Here is a 19,981-nt window from a genome sequence, read left to right as displayed (position 1 = left end):
CGGCGCTCTAACGCGAGGACATTCCAGATGCTTTTGATCTATTGCCCCTACTGCGAGGAAGAGCGCTCCGAGCTCGAATTCCGCAATGCCGGCGATGCCCATATCGTCCGACCGACCAACATGGCCGAGATCAGCGACGAAGAGTTCGAGGCCTATTTCTTTCTTCGAGAAAACCCGAAGGGCGTAATTTTCGAGAGATGGCGGCACATGCATGGCTGCGGCCGCTTCTTCAATGCCGCCCGCGACACGGTGAGCGATCGCTTCATCACCACCTACAAGGCGGGCGAGCCGAAACCGGATATCGATGCGAAGCCGAAGACGCCGGCAATGGTCGAAACCTATGAAGCCCTCGAAGGAGCAGCACAATGACCGGGGTCAATCGCATTTCGGGTGCTGGGCGCCTGACGCCGGCGCGCACGGCCCGCTTCACCTTCGACGGCCGCTCGCTGACGGCACTCGAAGGCGATACGGTCGCCTCGGCGCTGCTTGCCAATGATATCCATCTCGTCGGCCGCTCGTTCAAATACCACCGTCCGCGCGGTATCCTTTCGGCGGGCGCCGAGGAGCCGAACGCGCTGCTCGACGTCTCGCGCGACGCCGCGCGCCGGCAGCCCAACGTGCGGGCGACCGTTCAGGAGGTTTTCGACGGCATGAAGGTGTCGTCGCAGAACCGCTGGCCTTCCCTCTCGTTCGACGTCGGCGGATTCAACAATTTTCTGTCGCCCTTCTTCGCCGCGGGCTTCTACTACAAGACCTTCATGTGGCCGAAGGCGGCGTGGCACGCTCTCTACGAACCCTTCATTCGCCGCGCAGCCGGCCTCGGCGTCACCCCGACGGAGGCCGATCCGGATCACTACGCCAGCCGTTACGTCCATTGCGACGTGCTGGTGGTCGGCGCCGGCGTAGCCGGTCTTTCGGCCGCACTCGCCGCAGCCAAGGCCGGGGCCAAGGTCATCCTGTGCGACGAGCAGGCTGAAGTCGGCGGTGCGCTTCACTACGACACCGGCACCCTCATAGACGGCCAGCCGGGTTACGAGTGGGCGCAGGCAACCGGCAAGGCGCTCGCGGACTCGGACAATGTCAAGCTGCTGACGCGCACGACCGCTTTCGGCTACTACAACCACAATTACGTCGCTCTCGTCGAGCGCGTCACCGATCATCTCGCTGCGCCGGAAAAGGCGCTGCCGCGCGAGCGGCTCTGGCAGGTGCGTGCGAAAAAAGTGATCCTCGCCAATGGCGCGATCGAGCGCCACATGGTCTTCGCCAATAACGACCGCCCGGGCATCATGCTGGCATCGGCCGGCCGCACCTATCTCAACCATTTCGGCGTCGCCGTAGGCAAGAAGGTCGGCGTCTATACCGCGCATGATTCCGCCTATGAGGCAGCCTTTGATCTCAAAAGGGCAGGGGTTGCGGTTCCCGTGATCGTCGATTGCCGTGAAAAACCGAGCGAGGCGGTGCTTCAGCAGGCCCGCAGCCTCGGCATCGAGGTGCTGACCGGCCACTCCGTCGTGGACACCGCTGGCAAGCTTCGCGTCGCCTCCATCAGTGTCGCCCGCAACGGTGGTGGCGGCGGCCGGCGCAAGATCGGCGTGGATGCGCTTCTGGTCTCGGCCGGCTGGACGCCGTCGGTACACCTCTTCTCGCAGTCGCGCGGCAAGGTGAAGTTCGACGCGCCGACGGAGCGGTTCCTGCCGGGCATTTACGCGCAGGACTGCCTTTCGATCGGCGCCTGTAACGGCACCGACGATCTGCAGGCGACGATTGACGAAGCGCTTGCCGCAGGTGAACTGACTGCACGCGCTGCCGGCGCCGAAGGCGGCGCGCAGGTATCGCTGACCGGCAAGAATGCCTTCGAGTGGACGGGCGGCATGATCGGCGCGGCCGAAGGGGCGGGGGCCGATACGACGGTCAAGGCCTTCATTGACTTCCAGCACGATGTCTGCGCCAAGGACATCCGCCTCGCCGTGCGCGAGGGCATGCACTCGATCGAGCACATCAAGCGCTTCACGACGAATGGCATGGCTTCCGACCAGGGCAAGCTCTCCAACATGCATGGACTTGCGATCGCGGCGGAAGCGCTCGGCAGGGAAATCCCGGCGGTGGGACTGACGACCTTCCGCCAGCCCTATACGCCGGTGACCTTCGGCACGATCGTCAACCACTCGCGCGGCAGCCTCTTCGACCCGGCCCGCAAGACACCGATGCATGCCTGGGAGGAGGCGCGTGGCGCAGAATTCGAGGATGTCGGCAACTGGAAACGCGCCTGGTACTATCCGAGGGCCGGCGAAAGCATGCATGAGGCGGTCGCCCGCGAATGCAAGACCGTTCGCGACGTCGCCGGCATTTTCGATGCCTCGACGCTCGGTAAGATCGAGGTGGTCGGCCCCGACGCGGCCAAGTTCCTCAATCTCATGTATACGAATGCCTGGGACAATCTGAAGCCCGGCCGCTGCCGCTACGGCATCATGCTGCGCGACGACGGCTTCATCTATGACGACGGCGTTGTCGGCCGGCTGGCCGATGACCGATTCCACGTGACGACGACGACCGGCGGTGCGCCGCGCGTCCTCCACCACATGGAAGACTACCTGCAGACGGAATTCCCGCATCTCAAGGTGTGGCTCACTTCGACGACCGAGCAATGGGCGGTCATCGCGGTGCAAGGCCCGAAGGCGCGCGAGATCATCGCGCCGCTGGTCGAAGGCATCGATCTCTCGAACGAAGCCTTTCCGCATATGAGCGTTGTGGAAGGCCGCATCTGCGGCGTGCCGACGCGGCTGTTCCGTATGTCGTTCACAGGCGAGCTCGGTTTCGAAGTCAATGTCCCGGCCGATTACGGCCAGGCGGTGTGGGAAGCAATCTGGGCCCAGGCCGAACCCATGGGGGCCTGCGCCTACGGTACCGAGACTATGCACGTCCTGCGTGCCGAGAAGGGCTATATTATCGTCGGCCAGGACACGGACGGCACCGTCACGCCGCACGATGCAGGACTCTCCTGGGCGGTCTCGAAGAAGAAGCAGGACTTTGTCGGCATTCGCGGCCTGAAGCGGCCCGACCTCGTCAAGGACGGCCGCAAGCAGCTCGTCGGATTGCTCACCAAGGATCCGAAGGTGGTGCTGGAGGAAGGTGCGCAGATCGTCGCCGATCCGAACGAGCCGAAGCCGATGACCATGCTCGGTCATGTAACGTCGTCCTATTGGTCGCCGAATTGCGGCCGTTCGATCGCAATGGCGCTCGTCGCGGGCGGCCGCGCGCGCCTTGGGCAGACGCTCTACATACCGATGGCGGATCGGACCATCGCCGTCGAAGTGAGCGACATGGTGTTCTTTGACAAGGAAGGAGGTCGCCTCCATGGCTGACCAGGCAATGGCAACTCGCAAGACCCCGCTCGAGGGGCTCCGCGGCGGCTCACCGGCGGCGATGATTACTCCGGCCGCCCCCGCCTCGCGGCTGTCGCTACGCGCCCCGGCTGAATCGGTTGCGGGTCTCTCCGCTGCGCTCGGCGTCACGCTGCCCGTGCGCGCGAAGACGTCCGCCTCGACCGGTCGACGTCACGCGCTCTGGCTCGGACCCGACGAATGGTTGCTGATCGACGAGGACGGTGCCGACCTGATGGCGGCGGCGGCTTCGAGCGGCACGCTGCATTCGGCGGCCGATGTCTCCCATCGCAACACCGCCGTGATCGTCAGCGGTCCGGATGCCGAGATTGCGGTCAACAGCGGCTGCCCGCAGGACCTGTCGCTCCGGCTCTTCCCGGTCGGCGCCTGCTCGCGTACGATTTTCGGCAAGGCCGAAATCGTCCTCTTGCGCACGGCCGAGGACACGTTCCGAGTCGAATGCTGGAGGTCGTTCGCGCCATTCGTCTTCGGTCTGCTTTCAGAGGGCGCCGAAGACGCGGGGCACTGAGCCGGACGCGGCCCGAATACCGGACCTACAGCTCCGCGCGTCCGATAAGACGCGCGGAGCTGTAGTGCTTCATGACAACGCGATGGGGCTCGTTCCCGAGCGCAGGCGCGTTACCACTGCAAAAGCCGCTGACGCGAGAGCCATCGTCGCCAGGAGCAAAGCGGTTCCGCCAAACAGGCCTTCGTAGCGGAAGGCCGAGATCGCCGGTGTGCTGAGCAGCGGCGAGCAGAACTGCCCGATGAATACCGAGCTCGTCAGGATCCCGCCCGCCAGTCCGCGCCGCCGTGCCGGCGCGACATTGAGGACGAGGGCCAGGAAGGCGGGCGAGACGAGCGCATATCCGGCGCCAATGGAAGCGGCGCCGGCAAAGGAAAGCGCATCCGTCCCGACGCATAAAAGGGCAAAGCCGAGCGCCATCGCCGCATAGCCGAGAACGAACACACCGGCATGGCCGACTGTCCGGTGGACCTGCGGATAGAGCAGCGCGAAGAGGCCGCCCGCGAGCATGAGCGTGCCGAGCGCCGCCCCGGTAACGCCGCCGCCATGGCCATGCGCATCGAAGAAGAACGGCAATTGCGTCGGGACGATGAAGAAGAGCAAATTCGTCAGTGCCTGGAGCAAGACGAGCCCGGAGAAGAACAGTCGCCACGACGTCCGCTCTGTTCCCGCCGCCGCGCCGCCGCTCTGCCCTGGGGAGGGCGCCGAGACATCGACGATGACCCTCCACATCAGCGGCAGCAAGACGATCGCCAGGGCATAGATCGAAAAAGGCATGCGGGGAGAAAGGAGTGCAGCGCATCCCGCCAGGGTGATGAAGACCAGTCCGCCGAAATTTCGCGCCGAGATCTGCAAACCCGTCAATGCGCTTCGCTCGGCGCCCGAGAAGTAGTCTCCGATGAGCGCCGTTTGTGCCGTCATGATCAGGCCGACGCCTAGCCCGAGAACGAGGCGGCTGGCGAAAATCGTCGGCAGGTCCGGGAGGAAGAGACCAGCACTTCCCGCAACAACGAACAGGATCACGCCCAGGAGCAGCAGCCCTCGCCGTCCGAAGCGATCCGCTGCCAACCCTGCAATCGGGGCTGAAAGCGCGACGCTCAACGAAGGCGCCGGCACGAGCAGGCGTGTCAATATCTCCGCATGCGGATCCTCCGCAAAGAGGCGCTGGAGCCCCGGCAGGGCGGGACTGATGGTCGCATTCGCCATCGTCGTGAGCATTGCTGCCGTCAGGAGCGTGATGGCCCGCGCATCCCGCCAGATTGTCTTTTTCGCCGCAGTTCCAAGGCTGTCCATCGATTTTCCTCTTGCTGAAATTACCGATCCGGAAGAGACTGCCACTTCAAGCCAACTTGAGGTCAAGGATGAATCCGCTCGACATCGGCGAGGTCGCCCGGCGTTCAGGCGTCCCGCCTTCAACGCTGCGCTATTACGAGGAAATCGGGCTGATCAGTTCCTATGGCAGGCGCGGTCTGCGGCGGCAGTTCGACGTCGACGTCCTGCTCAAGCTGTCGCTCATCGATCTTGGGAAGTCAGCGGGCTTCAGCCTTACAGCCATTGCGGGAATGTTCGGCCGGGACGGCGAACTCGCGATTCCCCGTGCCGACCTGCACGCCAAGGCGGACGCCCTGCAGAGGCAGATGGTGGATCTCCGGATATTGCGGGACGCACTTCGCCATGTCGCCGACTGTCCAGCGGCGAGTCACCTCGAATGCCCGAGCTTTCGCAAGCTGGTCAAGGCGGCCTCGCGCGGACGGGTTGCGTCAGGGCGGCGCCGAAAGGCTACGGACAAAGTATGATCTGCGGTTCGGCCCGGTCGAACACCGTTCTCGCCCGTCGCTCCTCAGACATCCGCGGGCCGGTCCTTCGGGTCGAACTGTATGATGGTCTGCCAGATCGCGGTCAGCGCCGGCTTCCTCTCGCCTTCGATCTCCACGGTGGCGTCATAGGTGATCATCAGCATACCCGCCCCGCGGAAGCGGGCGTCGGCCATGGTGAAGCGGCCGCGTACGCGTGCGCCGCTCTTGACCGGCGCCATGAAGCGCACCTTGTCGAAGCCGTAATTGATGCCCATCGTCTGCTCGCGGATCTTCGGCAGGCAATTGTAGTTCATCGCCGAAAGCAGAGAGAGCGACAGGAAACCGTGCGCAATGGTGCCGCCGAAGGGCGTCTCCGCCGCCGCGCGCACCGGGTCGGTGTGGATGAACTGGAAGTCACCCGTCGCCTCGGCGAAGTTGTCGATGGTCTTCTGCGTTACGAGGATCCAGTCGGAGACGCCGATCTCCTTGCCGACCAGGTCCTTGACATCGGAAAGTGAAATTTCTCGCGGCATGTATTGTTCCTGAGGAATCCGTGCAGCCGATCTATAGGCCGCTCGCCCCGATCCTAGCAAGTGGTCGTAAAACTTTGGAAAACTTCGACGAAAAAGGTGACCGAGCGGGCAGGGGCGAGGGTCCCGAGGGCGGCGCCCGTGAGCGCATCGTACCATTCGCCATCGAGGCTTGCAGGCAAAAGGACGGGGTGCGGTGCATGGCTGCGATTGATCACGACGGCAAGTCGCGTGAACCGCTTCTGCACCTCGTCCTCGGTCGCAAGCATCATGACCAGATTTTCGGTCGCCGGGTGCTCCCAATCCTCGACCGTCATGGGGCGGCCATCAAGGCGGAGCCAGGCGACGTCATCCACGCCGGTGAAGAAAGCCGTTTCGGCGAAGACGCGGAAGCGGCGGCGCATGGCGGAAAGTGCAGCGGTGTGGCCGACCATTTGCTGGTCGACCTTGCTCCAGTCGAGCCACGTGATCCTGTTGTCCTGCGCATAGGCGTTGTTGTTGCCTCGCTGGCTGTGCCCGCCTTCGTCGCCGGCGGTCAGCATGATCGTGCCGCGGGAGGCGAACAGGCTGGCGATCAGAGCCATGACGTCACGTCGGCGTGCGTCAAGGATCTCCGGATCCTCGGTAGGGCCTTCGACGCCGTTGTTCCATGAGTGGTTCTCGTCGTGGCCGTCGCGGTTGTCTTCGCCGTTGGCCTCGTTGTGCTTACGTTCATAGGAGACGAGGTCCATCAGTGTGAAGCCGTCATGGGCGGCGATGAAGTTGAGGCTGCGGGTGCTTGTTTCGCCCCAGCGCGAAAACGCGTCGGAGGAGCCCGCCAGTGCCGTTGCAAATGCGCCGATCGCGTGCCGGTCGCCGCGCCAGTAGCGCCGGATATCGTCCCGCGCACGATCGTTCCATTCGAGGAATGATTCCGGAAAATTGCCGAGCTGGTAACCACCGGGGCCGGTGTCCCAGGGCTCGGCAATGAGAATGCGGTCGCTGAGCACCGGATCGGCGGCGACCGCCTGGAAGAGAGCGGCATCGCGGTGGAACCCGCTCATGTCGCGGCCAAGAACGGAGGCGAGATCGAAGCGGAACCCGTCGACGCCGGCGGCACGTACGAAATGGCGCAGGCTGTCGAGGACGAGCGCCTGCACCACCGGGTGGTCGCACGCGATCGTGTTGCCACAGCCGGTGTCGTTGATGAGTTCGCCCGGCTGGTCGGTCGCATGCCGGTAATAGGCGAGATTGTCGAGGCCGCGCATCGAAAGGGTGGTGCCGTAGCGATCGCTCTCGCCGGAATGGTTGAAGACGAGGTCGAGGATGACGCCGATGCCGGCCCTGTGCAGGCGCTCCACAGTCCGGCGCAATTCCTCGATGCCGCCGGGCACGAGGCGCGGATCGAGCGCCATGGGGGCGATCGGGTTGTAGCCCCAGCCGTTGTGGAGCCGGAGCGGCGGCAGATGCCGCTCGTCGATCCAGGCGACGATCGGCATCAGCTCAACCGCGCAGACGCCGAGGCGGGTGAGGTGCTCGATCACGGCCGGTTCGGTGAGCGCGGCCAATGTGCCACGCTTCTTTTCCGGAACATCGGGATGGAGGATCGTGAAGGGCTTGACCGCGACCTCATAGATCAACCCGCCTGGCTCGAAAAGCGGCGGCTTCTGCCTCGCCGGCCTGTAGTCGGTGACGATCGCCTTGGGCACAAGATCGGCCGTCTCCTCGCCGTAGACCGTCAGCCGCGGATCGTGGCGAAAGGGACGGTCGAGTTCCACCGCATAGGGATCGACCAGCAGCTTCGATGGGTCGAACCAAAGTCCATGCTCCGGCGAGTAGATGCCGTCGGCGCGAAGGCCGTAGCGAGTGCCGAGGGGCAGACCCGCGAGGGTGAGGCTGTGCACGTCGCCGTCGCGCAGCATCGGCAGGCGGCGGAGTTCCCTGTCGCCGGCATTGTCGAACAGGCAGAGCTCGATAAGGGCGGCGTTGCGCGACCAGACGGCGAAGCGCGCCCCATCGGGTGTGTGCGCCACGCCGAGAGGCGGAAGTCCGGTCATCGGCATGAAGCGCGTCCCTACACAATCCTCAGGTGATCACGCTCGGCTCTTCGCGGCCGGTGCGCGCCTTGATCTCCGCGATCTCGTCGGCTACGGCGATCAGGTCGGCGAGAGCGGCCTGCGTATCGAGGTCGTGGCGTGCCGGGTCGGGCTCGTAACGCTCGATATAGACGCGCAGCGTCGCGCCGGAAGTTCCGGTGCCCGAAAGGCGGAAGACGACGCGTGAGCCGCCCTCGAAAAGGATCCGGATACCCTGGTTCATGCTCACCGACTTGTCGACCGGATCGTGGTAGGAGAAATCGTCGGCGGTCTCGACCTTGAGTGCGCCGTAGCTCTTGCCCGCAAGGCCGGCGAGCTTCTCTCTCAGCGCCGCCATCAGTCCGTTCGCCGCCTCCGTATCGACGGCTTCGTAGTCGTGGCGCGAATAATAGTTGCGGCCATAGGCCGCCCAGTGCTTCTGCACGATATCGAGCGCGCTTTCCTTCCGCGCCGCCAGAATGTTGAGCCAGAGCAGCACCGCCCAGAGCCCGTCCTTCTCCCGCACGTGATTGGAGCCGGTGCCGGCGCTTTCCTCACCGCAGATCGTCGCCAGCCCCTCGTCGAGCAGGTTGCCGAAGAATTTCCATCCGGTCGGGGTTTCATAAAGGCTGATGCCGAGTTTTTCCGCGACGCGGTCGGCCGCACCGCTTGTCGGCATGGAGCGGGCGATGCCGGCAAGGCCCTGAGCGTAGCCGGGTGCCAGGTGCGCATTGGCGGCAAGGATGGCGAGGCTGTCCGAGGGCGTGACGAAAATTCCTCTGCCGATGATGAGATTGCGGTCGCCGTCGCCGTCGGAAGCGGCGCCGAAGTCCGGCGCATCGGGCGCCATCATGGTCTCGTAAAGCGCGCGCGCATGCACGAGGTTCGGATCCGGATGATGACCGCCGAAGTCGGGCAGCGGGATGAAGTTCATCACCGAGCCCTTTGGCGCGCCAAGCCGCTTCTCGAGGATCTCCTTGGCGTAGGGGCCGGTGACGGCGCTCATTGCATCGAAGGCGACGCGGAAGCCGCCGGCGATCAGGGCCCGGATTGCTGCGAAATCGAACAGGCTCTCCATCAGTTCCGCATAGTCGGCGACGGGATCGATCACCGTCACTGCCATTTCTTCTACATGCTGCGTGCCTTCGACATCGAGGTTGATGTCGGGAACGTCGGCGATCCTGTAGCTGTCTATCGCCTGCGTACGGGCGAAGATTGCATCCGTCACCCTTTCCGGCGCGGGACCTCCGTTGCCGACATTGTACTTGATGCCGAAATCCTCGGTCGGGCCGCCTGGGTTGTGGCTCGCCGACAGCACGATGCCGCCGAAAGCCTTGTTCTTGCGGATGACATTCGAGGCTGCCGGCGTCGACAGGATACCGCCGCGGCCGACGAGCACGCGGCCGAAGCCGTTTGCGGCGGCCATCTTGATCGCCTTCTGGATCACCTCGCGGTTGTAGTAGCGGCCGTCGCCGCCGATCACCAGCGTCTCGCCCTCATAGCCCTCGAGCGAATCGAAAATGGACTGGATGAAGTTCTCGGCGTAGTTCTTCTGCTGGAAAACCGGAACCTTCTTGCGCAGGCCCGAAGTCCCGGGTTTCTGGTCGCCATAGGGGTTTGTGGAGACGGTTATCATCATCTGTCTTAGCCTTTCGCGAGAAGACCGGAATAGAGCGAGGCGTAGCGTTCCGCACTCTTCGCCCACGAAACGTCGGACTTCATGCCCTGGTTCTGCAAGCGCGCCCATACCTTCGGCTCTTTGTATGCATGCATTGCGCGCCGGATCGCAAGACGCAGGCCGTCCGCGGTGACCGGCTGAAACTGAAAGCCGGTCGCGACCCTGGCCGCCAGCGCCGCCTCGTTGGCGTCGATGACCGTGTCCGTCAAGCCGCCGGTGCGCGCGACGATCGGTACGCAACCATAACGCAAACCGTAGAGTTGCGTCAGCCCGCAGGGTTCGAAGCGCGAGGGAATGAGTATCGCGTCGGAACCAGCCTGCATCAGGTGCGACAGCGGTTCGTCATAGCCGATCACCATGCCGATATGGCCGCGATGGCGCGAGGCGGCGGCCATGAGAGCGCCTTCGAGCGCCGCGTCGCCCGAACCGAGCACGATGAGCTTACCGCCGAGTGCGACGATGTCGTCGGTCACCTGCGCCAGCAGGTCGATGCCTTTTTGCCAGGTGAGGCGGCTGATGACGCAGAAGATCGGCCCCGGGCCCTTGTCGAGCCCGAAGCGCTCCTCCAGCACGCGGCGGTTTGCCGCGCGCCGCTTGAGCGTGCCGTGAGCGTAATTCTGGGGGATAAGCGGATCCGTTTCGGGATTCCACGTTGCGGCGTCGATGCCGTTGACGATCCCGCTCAGGCTGCCGACACGGCTTGCCAGGAGCCCCTCGAGCCCCATTCCGAATTCCGGGGTCAGGATTTCCTGCGCATAGGACGGGCTGACGGTCGTGATGGCGGTCGCAGTCTGCAAGCCGCCCTTCAGAAAGCCGACATCGCCATAATATTCGACGAACTGCATGGAGAAGGCTTCGGGCGGCAGCGACAGTTCCGGAAAGACCGACGCGCCGAACTGGCCCTGGAAGGCGATGTTGTGAATTGTCATGACGGTCGGCATGTCGGCGGCGGAGCCGAAGCGCATGTAAACCGGCGTCAGCGCCGTCTGCCAATCATGCACGTGCACGAGATCTGGCTTCCAGCCCGGGACGACGCTGTCGCCGGCGATCTCCGCCGCCGCCAGCGAAAGGGCAGCGAAACGGCGAAAATTGTCCGGATAGTCGCGTCCCGTCGTGTCGAGATAAGGACCGCCATCGCGGGCATAAAGCTCCGGCTGATCGAGGACGAGCAGATCCAGGCCGTCATACTCGGCCGCGAGCATCCGGGCCGGATGGCCGAAGAGGTTGTCGATGCCGCCGACCGCCTTCTTCTTTTTCAGCTTGTGCAGCACGGCGGGATAGCCGGGCACCAGCGTGCGTACCCGGATGCCGTGTGGAAGAAGAGCTGAGGGCAGCGCACCGACGACGTCGGCGAGTCCCCCGGTCTTGACCAGCGGATAGACTTCGGACGCAACGGACAGGACATTCATGCGACTTAAGACCTACATTCCCAGCTTGTCGATCATCGGTTGCGTGATCAGGCAAACGCCGTTCTCAGTGCGGCGGAAGCGTTTGGCATCGAGCTCCGGATCATCGCCGACAACTAGCCCTTCGGGGATGGTGACCCGGCTGTCGATGACGACGTTGCGCAGGATGGAGTGCCGTCCGACCGTTACGTCGGGAAGAACTACGGCATTTTCGAGTCTGGAATATGAATTGACCCTCACGCCGGTGAACAAGAGACTGCTATTGAGCATGGCGCCCGAGATGATGCAATCGCCCGAGACGAGGGAGGAGGTAGCCGAGCCGCGGCGGTCCTCGTCGTCGTGGACGAATTTCGCGGGCGGTTTGATTTCGGCGAAGGTCCAGATCGGCCATGTGCTGTCGTAGATGTCGAGTTCCGGCGTCACAAGGGTGAGGTCGATATTGGCTTGCCAATAGGCATCAATTGTACCGACGTCCCGCCAATAGGCTTCCCGTTCGAAATCCGAACGCACGCAGGAGTGGGTGAAACGGTGCGCCACCGCTTTGCCGTGTTCGACGATATAGGGGATGATGTCCTTGCCGAAGTCCCGGCTCGACTTCGGATCTGCCGCGTCGCGGCGAAGCAAGTCCATCAGGAACTTCGTGTGGAATACGTAGATGCCCATGGATGCCAGCGCCATCTCCGGATTGCCTGGAATGCCGGGCGGATCGGCCGGCTTTTCGACGAAAGCGATGATCCGGTCTTCGGTATCGACATGCATCACGCCGAAACCGGTCGCTTCCATGCGCGGCACTTCCAGGCAGCCGATGGTGACGTCGGCGCCGGAATCGACGTGCTGCTGCAGCATCAGCTCGTAGTCCATTTTATAGATGTGGTCGCCGGCGAGAATTACCATGTACTCGACGCCGTAATCCTCGATGATGTCGATGTTCTGGTAGACCGCGTCGGCGGTGCCTTCGTACCATTGCGTTTCCGAGACGCGCTGGCTGGCTGGCAGGACGTCGAAGCTCTCATTGCGTTCGGGTCGAAAGAAATTCCAGCCGCGCTGCAGGTGTCGGATTAGCGAATGGGCCTTGTACTGGGTCGCGACACCGATCCGTCGGATGCCGGAGTTCAGCGCGTTGGATAGCGCGAAATCGATGATGCGCGCCTTGCCGCCGAAATGGACAGCCGGTTTGGCGCGGCGGTCGGTGAGCTCCTTTAACCGGCTGCCGCGGCCGCCGGCAAGCACATAGGCCATGGCATCGCGAGCCAGAGGTTGTGTACGCTTTTCCACCATTTGTCCTCCCCTAGATCATGTCGTCGAGGACTGCCCGGCGACCAAATGCGACGCCTCGCGGTCCACGTCACTCCGTCCTCTTTCCGCCGGCGGAACAGGCCGCCGGGCAGCTATTCCTGCTCCAGCATCAGCGTCGCCAAAGGCGGCAGCGTGATGGTCGCAGCCGTCCCTCCGCTCGGCTTCCTCTCCGCGTAAACGGCACCGCCGTTGCCCTTGCCGCTCCCCCCATAGATTTCCGCATCCGTGTTGACGATTTCCCGCCAGCGGCCTGCCGCCGGAAGGGGCACGTCGTAGCTCTCCCGGTAGACAGGCGTGAAATTGGTGACCACTGCGACAAGCTTCTCGCCCGGCGCCTTTCTCAGCCACGCAAAGACGGAATTGTTGCGATCGTCCGCAATGAGCCACTCGAAGCCTTCGCCCTCGCAGTCGCGCGCATGCAGCGCCGGCTTTGACCGGTAGGTGCCGTTCAGGTCTCGCACGAGCCGGCGCATGCCCTCGTGAAGGTTGTATTCGAGCAGGTTCCAGTCGAGTGCACGCTCCTCAGACCATTCACGCCATTGCGCGAATTCCTGTCCCATGAAGAGCAGTTTCTTGCCCGGATAGCCCCACATGAAGGCGTAATAGGCCCTGAGGTTGGCGAACTTCTGCCAATCGTCGCCGGCCATTTTGGCGACCAGCGATCCCTTGCCGTGCACCACTTCGTCGTGGGACAGCGGCAGCACGAAATTCTCGCTGAAGGCGTAGAGCAGCCCGAAGGTCATGTCGTTGTGGTGGAACTTGCGGTGCACCGGCTCACGCGCGAGATATTGCAGCGTGTCGTGCATGAAGCCCATGTTCCACTTGAAGCCGAAGCCGAGACCGCCGGCATGGACCGGGTGTGAGACCTTCGGCCAGGAGGTGGATTCTTCTGCGATCGTCAGCACGCCCTGGTGGATGCCGTAAAGGCGGGTGTTCATGGTCTGCAGGAAGCGTACGGCCTCAAGATTTTCGTTGCCGCCATATTCGTTCGGCACCCATTCGCCGGGCTGGCGCGAGTAGTCGAGGTAGAGCATGGATGCGACCGCATCGACGCGCAGGCCGTCGACATGGAATTTTTCGGCCCAGTAAAGCGCATTGTTGATGAGATAGGCGGCGACCTCCTCGCGGCCGAAATTGTAGATCGCCGTGTTCCAGTCCGGATGGAAACCCTGGCGCGGGTCTTCATGCTCGTAGAGCGCGGTGCCGTCGAACCAGCGCAGCCCGTGCTCGTCCGTCGGAAAATGCGCCGGCACCCAATCGAGAATGACGCCGATGCCGACCTTGTGGCATCCGTTGACGAAACGGGCAAAGCCCTCCGGTTCGCCGAAGCGCGCGGTCGGCGCGTAGAGGCCTGTCGTCTGATAGCCCCATGACGGGTCATAGGGGAATTCGGAGATCGGCAGGAACTCGATGTGGGTGAAGCCCATGTCGGCACAATAGGGGATCAACCGTTCCGCCAGTTCGTCCCAGGTCAGCATCTCGCCATCGTCGCGGCGCTGCCAGGAGCCGGCATGGACCTCATAGATGGAAATCGGCTGGCGGCGCGGGTCGACCTCCTCCCAATGGCGGCGGTGGGCCGCGTCCTCCCAGACCTGCTCGATCTCGCCCGTCGTCACCGAGGCCGTATCGGGACGCAGTTCCGAGCGCCGGGCGAATGGATCCGCCTTCAGTGGCAGCAGCCGGCCATCGCGGTCGAGGATCTCATATTTGTACGGAGCGCCCGCGGACACGCCGGGGACGAAGATTTCCCAGATGCCGGTGTCCGCGCGAAGGCGCATGACGTGGCGGCGCCCGTCCCAATCGTTGAAGCTGCCGACGACCGAAACGCGCCGCGCATTCGGCGCCCAGACGGCAAAGTGAAAGCCTTCGACCCCCTCATGCGTGATCTGATGGGCTCCCATCTTTTCGAAGAGCCTGAGATGCGAACCTTCGCGGATGTAATAGTCATCCATCGGCCCCAGCACCGGACCGAAGCTATAGGGGTCGACCACGATCCAGTCGCCGCCCTCGTTGCGGGCGCGGTAGCGGATCGGCTGTGCCTTGCGGAGCGAAATGGAGCCCTCGAAGAAGCCGGCATCGTCGCGCCGCTCGAGCGTGCCGATTTCGTTCCCGGAAAGTGTTTCCGCAGTGACCGATTCGGCGCCTGGGATAAAGCACCGGGCAATATAAGCCTTGTCCGTCGCGTGCACGCCCAGAACGGCAAAGGGGTTGCTGTGGTTGCCGGAAAGTATCGCCGCAATCTCCGGCGCCGGCAGCGGGCCCGACGCTGTGGATGTGGCTGTCTCCTTGCCGGGCGAGAGCTTCATCCTGCTCTCCAGATTTCTCCGGCATATTGGCGGATCGTCCGATCGGACGAAAACCAGCCCATACGTGCCGTGTTTCGGATCGCCTTCGAATACCAGTCGGAAGGCATCGTCCAGAGTTGGTCTATCTCGCGCTGCGCCTTCGCATAGGTCTCGAAATCTGCGGCGACCATGAACCAGTCATGGTTGTAGAGCCCGTCGACAAGGCCCGAGAAGCGGTGGGGGTCGTCTGGCGAGAAGACGCCGGAGGCGATGGCCGAGAGGGCCTGCGACAGTTCGCGTGAGCCCTCGATGATGGCACGCGGATTGTGCCCCTCCGCCCGAGCCTTCGCCACTTCTTCGGCGGTCAGGCCGAAGATCTTGATGTTTTCCTCGCCGACCCAGTCGCGCATCTCGACATTGGCACCATCGAGCGTGCCGATAGTCAGCGCGCCGTTGAGCGCGAACTTCATGTTGCCGGTGCCAGAAGCTTCCATGCCCGCGGTTGAAATCTGCTCCGAGAGATCGGCTGCGGGCACCATCACTTCCGCGAGCGAGACATTGTAATTGGGAACGAAGACGACCTTGAGAAGCCCGCGGACGGCCGGGTCGTTGTTGATGACCCGCGCGACGTCATTGGCTAGCTTGATAATGAGTTTGGCGTTGTGATAGCTCGGCGCCGCCTTTCCGGCGAAGAGCTTGACGCGCGGCACCCAGTCGAGCTCGGGATGCGAGCGAATCTGGTCGTAAAGCGCAACGGCCTCGATGATGTTCAGCAATTGCCGCTTATATTCGTGGATGCGCTTGATCTGGATGTCGAACATCGCCGAGGGATCCAGACGGATGCCGAGCCTCGTCTGCACGAGCTTTGCCAGCCTTACCTTGTTGGCGCGCTTGACGGCGGCGAACTGCTCCTGGAAATCGGCCTTGTCCGCGAAGGCGTCGAGCGCCTGCAGGGCCTCCGTGTCGTCCATGAAGTCGTCGCCGATCGCGTCGCGGATCAGGGCGAAGAGACCGGGATTGCATTGCATCAGCCAACGGCGCGGCGTGATGCCGTTGGTCTTGTTGTTGATGCGGTCGGGATAGAGCCGGTGCAGGTCGGCAAAGACCGTTTCCTTCATCAACTCCGTGTGCAGCGCCGACACGCCGTTGATGGAGTGGGAGCCGACGAAGGCGAGATTGCCCATTCGCACACGCCGCTCGCCGGTTTCATCTATGAGCGAAATGTTGCGGATTTCCTCGTCGGTTGCGTGCTTCTGCTTGCGCGCCTCGATCAGGATCTTGGCGTTGACGGCGTAGACGATCTGCATGTGGCGCGGCAGCAGCCGCTCGAAGAGTGGTACCGGCCAGCTTTCCAGCGCTTCCGGCAGAAGCGTGTGGTTGGTGTAGGCGAAGGTACGCCGGGCAATGTCCCAGGCCTGGTCGAAACCGAGCCCGTGGACGTCGGTCAGCAGGCGGACGAGTTCGGCCACCGATACGGCCGGATGCGTGTCGTTGAGCTGGATGGCGACGGCATCCGGCAATGAGGTGAAATCCGGATATTGCTGCAGGTGCCGCCGCAGGATGTCCTGCAGCGAAGCGGAGGAGAAGAAATATTCCTGCCGGAGGCGCAGTTCCTGTCCGGCCGGAGTCGCGTCGGCGGGATAGAGCACGCGTGTCAGGCTCTCCGCCTTGTTGCTGTCGCGCAGCGCGCCGATGTGGTCTCCGGCATTGAAGGCGTCGAGCAGGATCGGATCGATCGGTTGCGCGGCCCAGAGCCTCAGCGTATTGACGCGCGTCGCCCGCCAGCCGACGGCCGGCGTGTCGAAGGCGGTCGCGATCACCCGCTCCGCCGGCTTCCACACATAGCGCTGGACTTCCTCGTCGACATTGACGGTCTCGACGCTGCCGCCGAAGCCGATTTCGTAGGAGCTTTCGCGTCGTTCGAATTCCCACGGGTTGCCGTGCGCGAGCCAGGTTTCCGGCAGTTCGACCTGCCAGCCGTCGGCCATCTGCTGCCGGAACAGGCCATGCATGTAGCGGATGCCATAGCCATAGGCGGGCACGTCGACCGTCGCCATGGATTCCATGAAACAGGCAGCAAGCCGCCCGAGGCCACCATTGCCCAGCGCGGCATCCGGCTCCAGCTCGGCGACCAGGTCGATATCGACGCCGAGAGAAGCGAGCGCATCGCGCATCTCGTCCATCAGGCCGATATTGGTCATCGCATCGCGCATCAGCCGGCCGATGAGGAATTCGAGCGAAAGATAATAGACCCGCTTGGCCCCCGTCGAATAGGTCTTGCGCGTCGAGTCCATCCAGCGATCCGTGATGCGGTCGCGCACGACCAAGATGGCAGCCGTCAGCCAGTCATGCGGTTTGGCGACCTTGGGATCCTTGCCGATGCGATACTTCAGGCGCTCCAGAATTTCGACCGCGAGTTGACCCGGTTCGGAAGACCTCAGTGCGGGCTGCGGCAGTTCGTTGGTGGAGAGCCGATTCATCATCAAAACTGTCAAACCCTTGTTGCATTTGGGAGACCGAAGGCCGGAGCCGACCGTAGACAGGGCAATTTATGCATCGATCCGAAGCGCTTGCAACAGGTGTTTTTAAATGGATTAAAACAGCCGCCACTTACATGTTGACGGGTCCGCGATGCTTTTCGCCTGAAATGCGCGGTGACATGGAGACCCGTCGCGGCATGCGCGTCGCGCCTATCCAGTTTCCTATGCATTATGCAAAATGCCGTCCGGGAACCGGACGGCATGGCGAAAACCGATCTGAGCTGGCTTACTTCGTAAGGCGCGAGACCATTGCCGACGCCCTTTCGCCGATCGCCTTGAATGCGGCGACGAGATCTGCGGCCTCCTCGGCTTCGAAATAGTGCGATGTCGATGAGGCGCAATATTTCAGGAGTGCCTGGCCGCGGCTCGGCGCCATGAAGGCAACGCTGTACACCTCGACCTTGTTGGCCTTTGCCGTGTCGCACCATTGCTTGGTCAGCGTGTCCTCGGAAGTGTAATTGTTCTCGCCGTCGGTCATGAAGACGATGTATTTGGTGGGAACCTGACCGTTCTTGCTGGCGTGAGCAGTATTTTCGGCGCTTGCCGTCACCTTCTGGTACGCGGACTTGAAGGCGTTGCCCGATGCCGTGCCGCCGGTTGCCTCCAGTGCGTTCACATAGAGGGCCGTGTTCGTCACGCCCCAAGCGATGTCGCCCGGGGTATCCTGCGAGGCATTGTAGGAAACCGCGCCGGTCCGCACGTAGGTCGAATCCGGATCCGCTACCTCCAACTGCGCGAACAGATCGCTCGCTGCGGTCTTCAGCGCATCGATCTTCGCGACGTAGCAGGGGCTGGTCGCCTTCAGGTTGGGATACTTGCTCCAGGTCGATTCCGTGTAATTGGGACAGCTCTTCTTTGCCGTGTTGATGGTATCCGTCTTCCAGGCCATCGAGCCGGAGCGGTCGAGCACAAGATACATCGAAAGCGCGTTCTTGCTCTCGGTCGCGCTTTCCGCAGTCGAACTGGTCTCAAGCGTAACCCGATCCTGGCCGAGCAGTCGCGTCATGGCATTGAAGTTGACGATTTGTTTGGCGGTGACAGTGACCTTGAAGGTTTTTCCCGTTGCGCCGTTCTGCGTCTCGGAGATGCCGACGTCCACGCCGTCATCTTCGCTATCGGCGCCGCTCTCCGTCTCGGCCACCGACGGGGCGCCAGCGACTTGCGTGCGAAGGAACTTGCGGGCGATTTCCTGGGCCGCTTCGATGCTCGGCTGCTCCTTGGAAACGAGCGCGGAAGCGGCCGCAAGCGCAGCAGCATCGGTCGCGTCCTGAAGCTGGTTCTTGGACATCAGCATATTGGCCATGTCGATCGAAACGCCGCCTACCGCAAAGAGCAGCGGGGCAAGCAGCGCCGTCATCATGCCGAAATTGCCGCCCCGGTCCCGCCACATCGTGATGAAGGTCCGGCCGGCTGTGGATCCGCTTTCCATTTTCATGCCCCACACGTTGTATGAATTCGTGCTGCGACACTACCGGTTATGCGTTACCGCTCGGTTCACCTGTTCGTTGCATTTTTATCGTTTAGCCGCAAAGACGATTATTTTTTACGGATTTGAGCAGGATCGGCCTGACCAGGATTGGCACGTTCGTGCCAATCCTGGTCACTCGACGGGATTGACGTCGACGGCCTGTTCGGTCGTCTGGCCGCCATAGCTTTTCAGGACGCCGATCACCGGCGCCACGTCGCCATAGTCGCGACCGTGGCCGACGATGATGTGATCGGTCCCGGCGGACATATTGTTCGTGGGGTCGAGTTCCATCCAGCCGCCGGACGTGCCGCACCAGAAGCGCACCCAGGCATGCATGGCGTCGGCGCCTTCCAGGCGCTCCTTGCCGGGCGGCGGAAGTGTTCTGAGGAAGCCGCTGACATAGCCCGCCGGAATGCCGAGACTGCGCAGCGCCACGATCATCACGTGGGCGAAATCCTGGCAGACGCCGCCCTTCAGCTTGAAGGCCTCGGCCGGCGTGGTTGTGACGGTCGTCGCGTCCGTGTCGTAGGTGAAATCGCGATGGATGCACTCGCAAATGGCAAGGCCGATCTGCTGCACCGTCATCCCGTCGCGCTTGATCTCGCGAGCATAGGCGGCGATCTCCGGGACCTGCTCCAGTAGCGGGCTTGGCCCGAGGAAATGATGGGGGGAGTTGGCGTCGACGGACCAGCAGTCGGCAAGCTCCGCCGGCAGAGCCGCAAGCGCCGGCGAAAGATCGGCTGAGAGTGCGGCGGGCTCCGCCTGCACGCGCGCCTGCATGCGGATGATCAGGTGGTCGTGGGCAGAGCGGAAAAGGATGGTGGTGGTCGGATTGGAGAAGAAATCGACATTTTCCGAGCGCTCGAACGGTGCCGGCTGGCACGTTACCGAACCTGCGATGAGCCGCTGGCGCCCCGGGATCGACGCGGGCAGGACCCGGACGAGGTGGCGCCCGCCGCTGACCGGAACCTCGTAGCGATAGGTGATCTTCAGGTTGATGTCGTAGAGCATCGGAACCGCCG

14 protein-coding genes are annotated in these 19,981 nt (G+C 63.2%); 4 read left to right on the top strand and 10 right to left on the bottom strand.

Annotated features, from left to right (window positions below; all coding sequences use genetic code 11):
* Positions 1-27 precede the first annotated feature (27 nt).
* The 3 genes from AC4P1R_RS13260 to soxG are packed head-to-tail and all read left to right on the top strand — an operon-like array spanning position 28 to position 3,909.
* Positions 28-369: a sarcosine oxidase subunit delta gene (locus AC4P1R_RS13260; protein WP_069459094.1), complete on the top strand. Its 342-nt coding sequence runs from the start codon at positions 28-30 to the stop codon at positions 367-369.
* On the top strand, positions 366-3,362 hold the full coding sequence (locus AC4P1R_RS13255; protein ID WP_069459095.1) for a sarcosine oxidase subunit alpha: 2,997 nt from the start codon (positions 366-368) through the stop codon (positions 3,360-3,362). Before AC4P1R_RS13260 ends, AC4P1R_RS13255 begins: the two co-directional genes overlap by 4 nt.
* Positions 3,355-3,909 carry a sarcosine oxidase subunit gamma family protein gene (gene soxG / locus AC4P1R_RS13250; RefSeq protein ID WP_069459096.1) on the top strand — a complete coding sequence of 185 codons (555 nt, stop codon included), beginning with the start codon at positions 3,355-3,357 and terminating at the stop codon, positions 3,907-3,909. Before AC4P1R_RS13255 ends, soxG begins: the two co-directional genes overlap by 8 nt.
* 69 nt (positions 3,910-3,978) lie before the next feature.
* Here the strand turns inward: soxG and AC4P1R_RS13245 are convergent, their stop codons facing one another.
* The gene (locus AC4P1R_RS13245) at positions 3,979-5,199 is read right to left on the bottom strand and encodes an MFS transporter (RefSeq protein ID WP_492177073.1); all 1,221 of its coding nucleotides are present in this window, start codon (positions 5,197-5,199) and stop codon (positions 3,979-3,981) included.
* Positions 5,200-5,267: 68 nt separating this feature from the next.
* Between AC4P1R_RS13245 and AC4P1R_RS13240 the strand changes: the two genes are divergently transcribed.
* Positions 5,268-5,702 carry a helix-turn-helix domain-containing protein gene (locus AC4P1R_RS13240; protein WP_069459098.1) on the top strand — a complete coding sequence of 145 codons (435 nt, stop codon included), beginning with the start codon at positions 5,268-5,270 and terminating at the stop codon, positions 5,700-5,702.
* A gap of 44 nt (positions 5,703-5,746) precedes the next feature.
* Here the strand turns inward: AC4P1R_RS13240 and AC4P1R_RS13235 are convergent, their stop codons facing one another.
* The 9 genes from AC4P1R_RS13235 to AC4P1R_RS13195 form a co-directional block, all read right to left on the bottom strand.
* Positions 5,747-6,235, bottom strand: coding sequence for a MaoC family dehydratase (locus AC4P1R_RS13235; protein WP_069459099.1), 489 nt, complete (start codon positions 6,233-6,235; stop codon positions 5,747-5,749).
* A gap of 53 nt (positions 6,236-6,288) precedes the next feature.
* Positions 6,289-8,274, bottom strand: coding sequence for a glycogen debranching protein GlgX (gene glgX / locus AC4P1R_RS13230; protein ID WP_069459100.1), 1,986 nt, complete (start codon positions 8,272-8,274; stop codon positions 6,289-6,291).
* 22 nt (positions 8,275-8,296) lie between these two features.
* Complete coding sequence (locus AC4P1R_RS13225; protein ID WP_069459101.1) at positions 8,297-9,925, bottom strand: alpha-D-glucose phosphate-specific phosphoglucomutase; 1,629 nt, start codon at positions 9,923-9,925, stop codon at positions 8,297-8,299.
* Between the two features lie 5 nt (positions 9,926-9,930).
* Positions 9,931-11,373: a glycogen synthase GlgA gene (gene glgA, locus AC4P1R_RS13220; protein ID WP_069459102.1), complete on the bottom strand. Its 1,443-nt coding sequence runs from the start codon at positions 11,371-11,373 to the stop codon at positions 9,931-9,933.
* A 12-nt stretch (positions 11,374-11,385) separates the two neighbouring features.
* On the bottom strand, positions 11,386-12,648 hold the full coding sequence (gene glgC, locus AC4P1R_RS13215; protein ID WP_069459103.1) for a glucose-1-phosphate adenylyltransferase: 1,263 nt from the start codon (positions 12,646-12,648) through the stop codon (positions 11,386-11,388).
* A gap of 110 nt (positions 12,649-12,758) precedes the next feature.
* Positions 12,759-14,972, bottom strand: a complete 2,214-nt coding sequence (gene glgB, locus AC4P1R_RS13210; RefSeq protein WP_069459104.1) for a 1,4-alpha-glucan branching protein GlgB — start codon at positions 14,970-14,972, stop codon at positions 12,759-12,761.
* Entirely contained in the window at positions 14,969-17,434 is a 2,466-nt protein-coding gene (locus tag AC4P1R_RS13205) for a glycogen/starch/alpha-glucan phosphorylase (protein WP_106407860.1), read from the bottom strand. The genes glgB and AC4P1R_RS13205 overlap by 4 nt, the downstream gene beginning before the upstream one ends.
* 283 nt (positions 17,435-17,717) lie before the next feature.
* Positions 17,718-18,920, bottom strand: a complete 1,203-nt coding sequence (locus AC4P1R_RS13200; RefSeq protein WP_069459105.1) for a TadE/TadG family type IV pilus assembly protein — start codon at positions 18,918-18,920, stop codon at positions 17,718-17,720.
* A 171-nt stretch (positions 18,921-19,091) separates the two neighbouring features.
* Positions 19,092-19,970, bottom strand: coding sequence for a transglutaminase family protein (locus AC4P1R_RS13195; protein ID WP_069459106.1), 879 nt, complete (start codon positions 19,968-19,970; stop codon positions 19,092-19,094).
* Positions 19,971-19,981 lie beyond the last annotated feature (11 nt).

Source organism: Sinorhizobium sp. Y406, assembly GCF_058732025.1.
The sequence above is the reverse complement of the archived record's forward strand: the minus strand, read 5'-3'. Positions and strand labels throughout refer to the sequence as shown.

Excerpts from the sequence above, each read along its gene's own strand:
- glgB (WP_069459104.1), bottom strand. The coding sequence starts at position 14,972 with ATGAAGCTCTCGCCCGGCAAGGAGACAGCCACATCCACAGCGTCGGGC.
- AC4P1R_RS13260 (WP_069459094.1), top strand. The coding sequence starts at position 28 with ATGCTTTTGATCTATTGCCCCTACTGCGAGGAAGAGCGCTCCGAGCTC.
- AC4P1R_RS13235 (WP_069459099.1), bottom strand. The coding sequence starts at position 6,235 with ATGCCGCGAGAAATTTCACTTTCCGATGTCAAGGACCTGGTCGGCAAG.
- soxG (WP_069459096.1), top strand. The coding sequence starts at position 3,355 with ATGGCTGACCAGGCAATGGCAACTCGCAAGACCCCGCTCGAGGGGCTC.
- glgX (WP_069459100.1), bottom strand. The coding sequence starts at position 8,274 with ATGCCGATGACCGGACTTCCGCCTCTCGGCGTGGCGCACACACCCGAT.
- AC4P1R_RS13195 (WP_069459106.1), bottom strand. The coding sequence starts at position 19,970 with ATGCTCTACGACATCAACCTGAAGATCACCTATCGCTACGAGGTTCCG.
- AC4P1R_RS13240 (WP_069459098.1), top strand. The coding sequence starts at position 5,268 with ATGAATCCGCTCGACATCGGCGAGGTCGCCCGGCGTTCAGGCGTCCCG.
- glgA (WP_069459102.1), bottom strand. The coding sequence starts at position 11,373 with ATGAATGTCCTGTCCGTTGCGTCCGAAGTCTATCCGCTGGTCAAGACC.
- AC4P1R_RS13245 (WP_492177073.1), bottom strand. The coding sequence starts at position 5,199 with ATGGACAGCCTTGGAACTGCGGCGAAAAAGACAATCTGGCGGGATGCG.
- AC4P1R_RS13200 (WP_069459105.1), bottom strand. The coding sequence starts at position 18,920 with ATGGAAAGCGGATCCACAGCCGGCCGGACCTTCATCACGATGTGGCGG.
- glgC (WP_069459103.1), bottom strand. The coding sequence starts at position 12,648 with ATGGTGGAAAAGCGTACACAACCTCTGGCTCGCGATGCCATGGCCTAT.
- AC4P1R_RS13225 (WP_069459101.1), bottom strand. The coding sequence starts at position 9,925 with ATGATGATAACCGTCTCCACAAACCCCTATGGCGACCAGAAACCCGGG.
- AC4P1R_RS13205 (WP_106407860.1), bottom strand. The coding sequence starts at position 17,434 with ATGATGAATCGGCTCTCCACCAACGAACTGCCGCAGCCCGCACTGAGG.
- AC4P1R_RS13255 (WP_069459095.1), top strand. The coding sequence starts at position 366 with ATGACCGGGGTCAATCGCATTTCGGGTGCTGGGCGCCTGACGCCGGCG.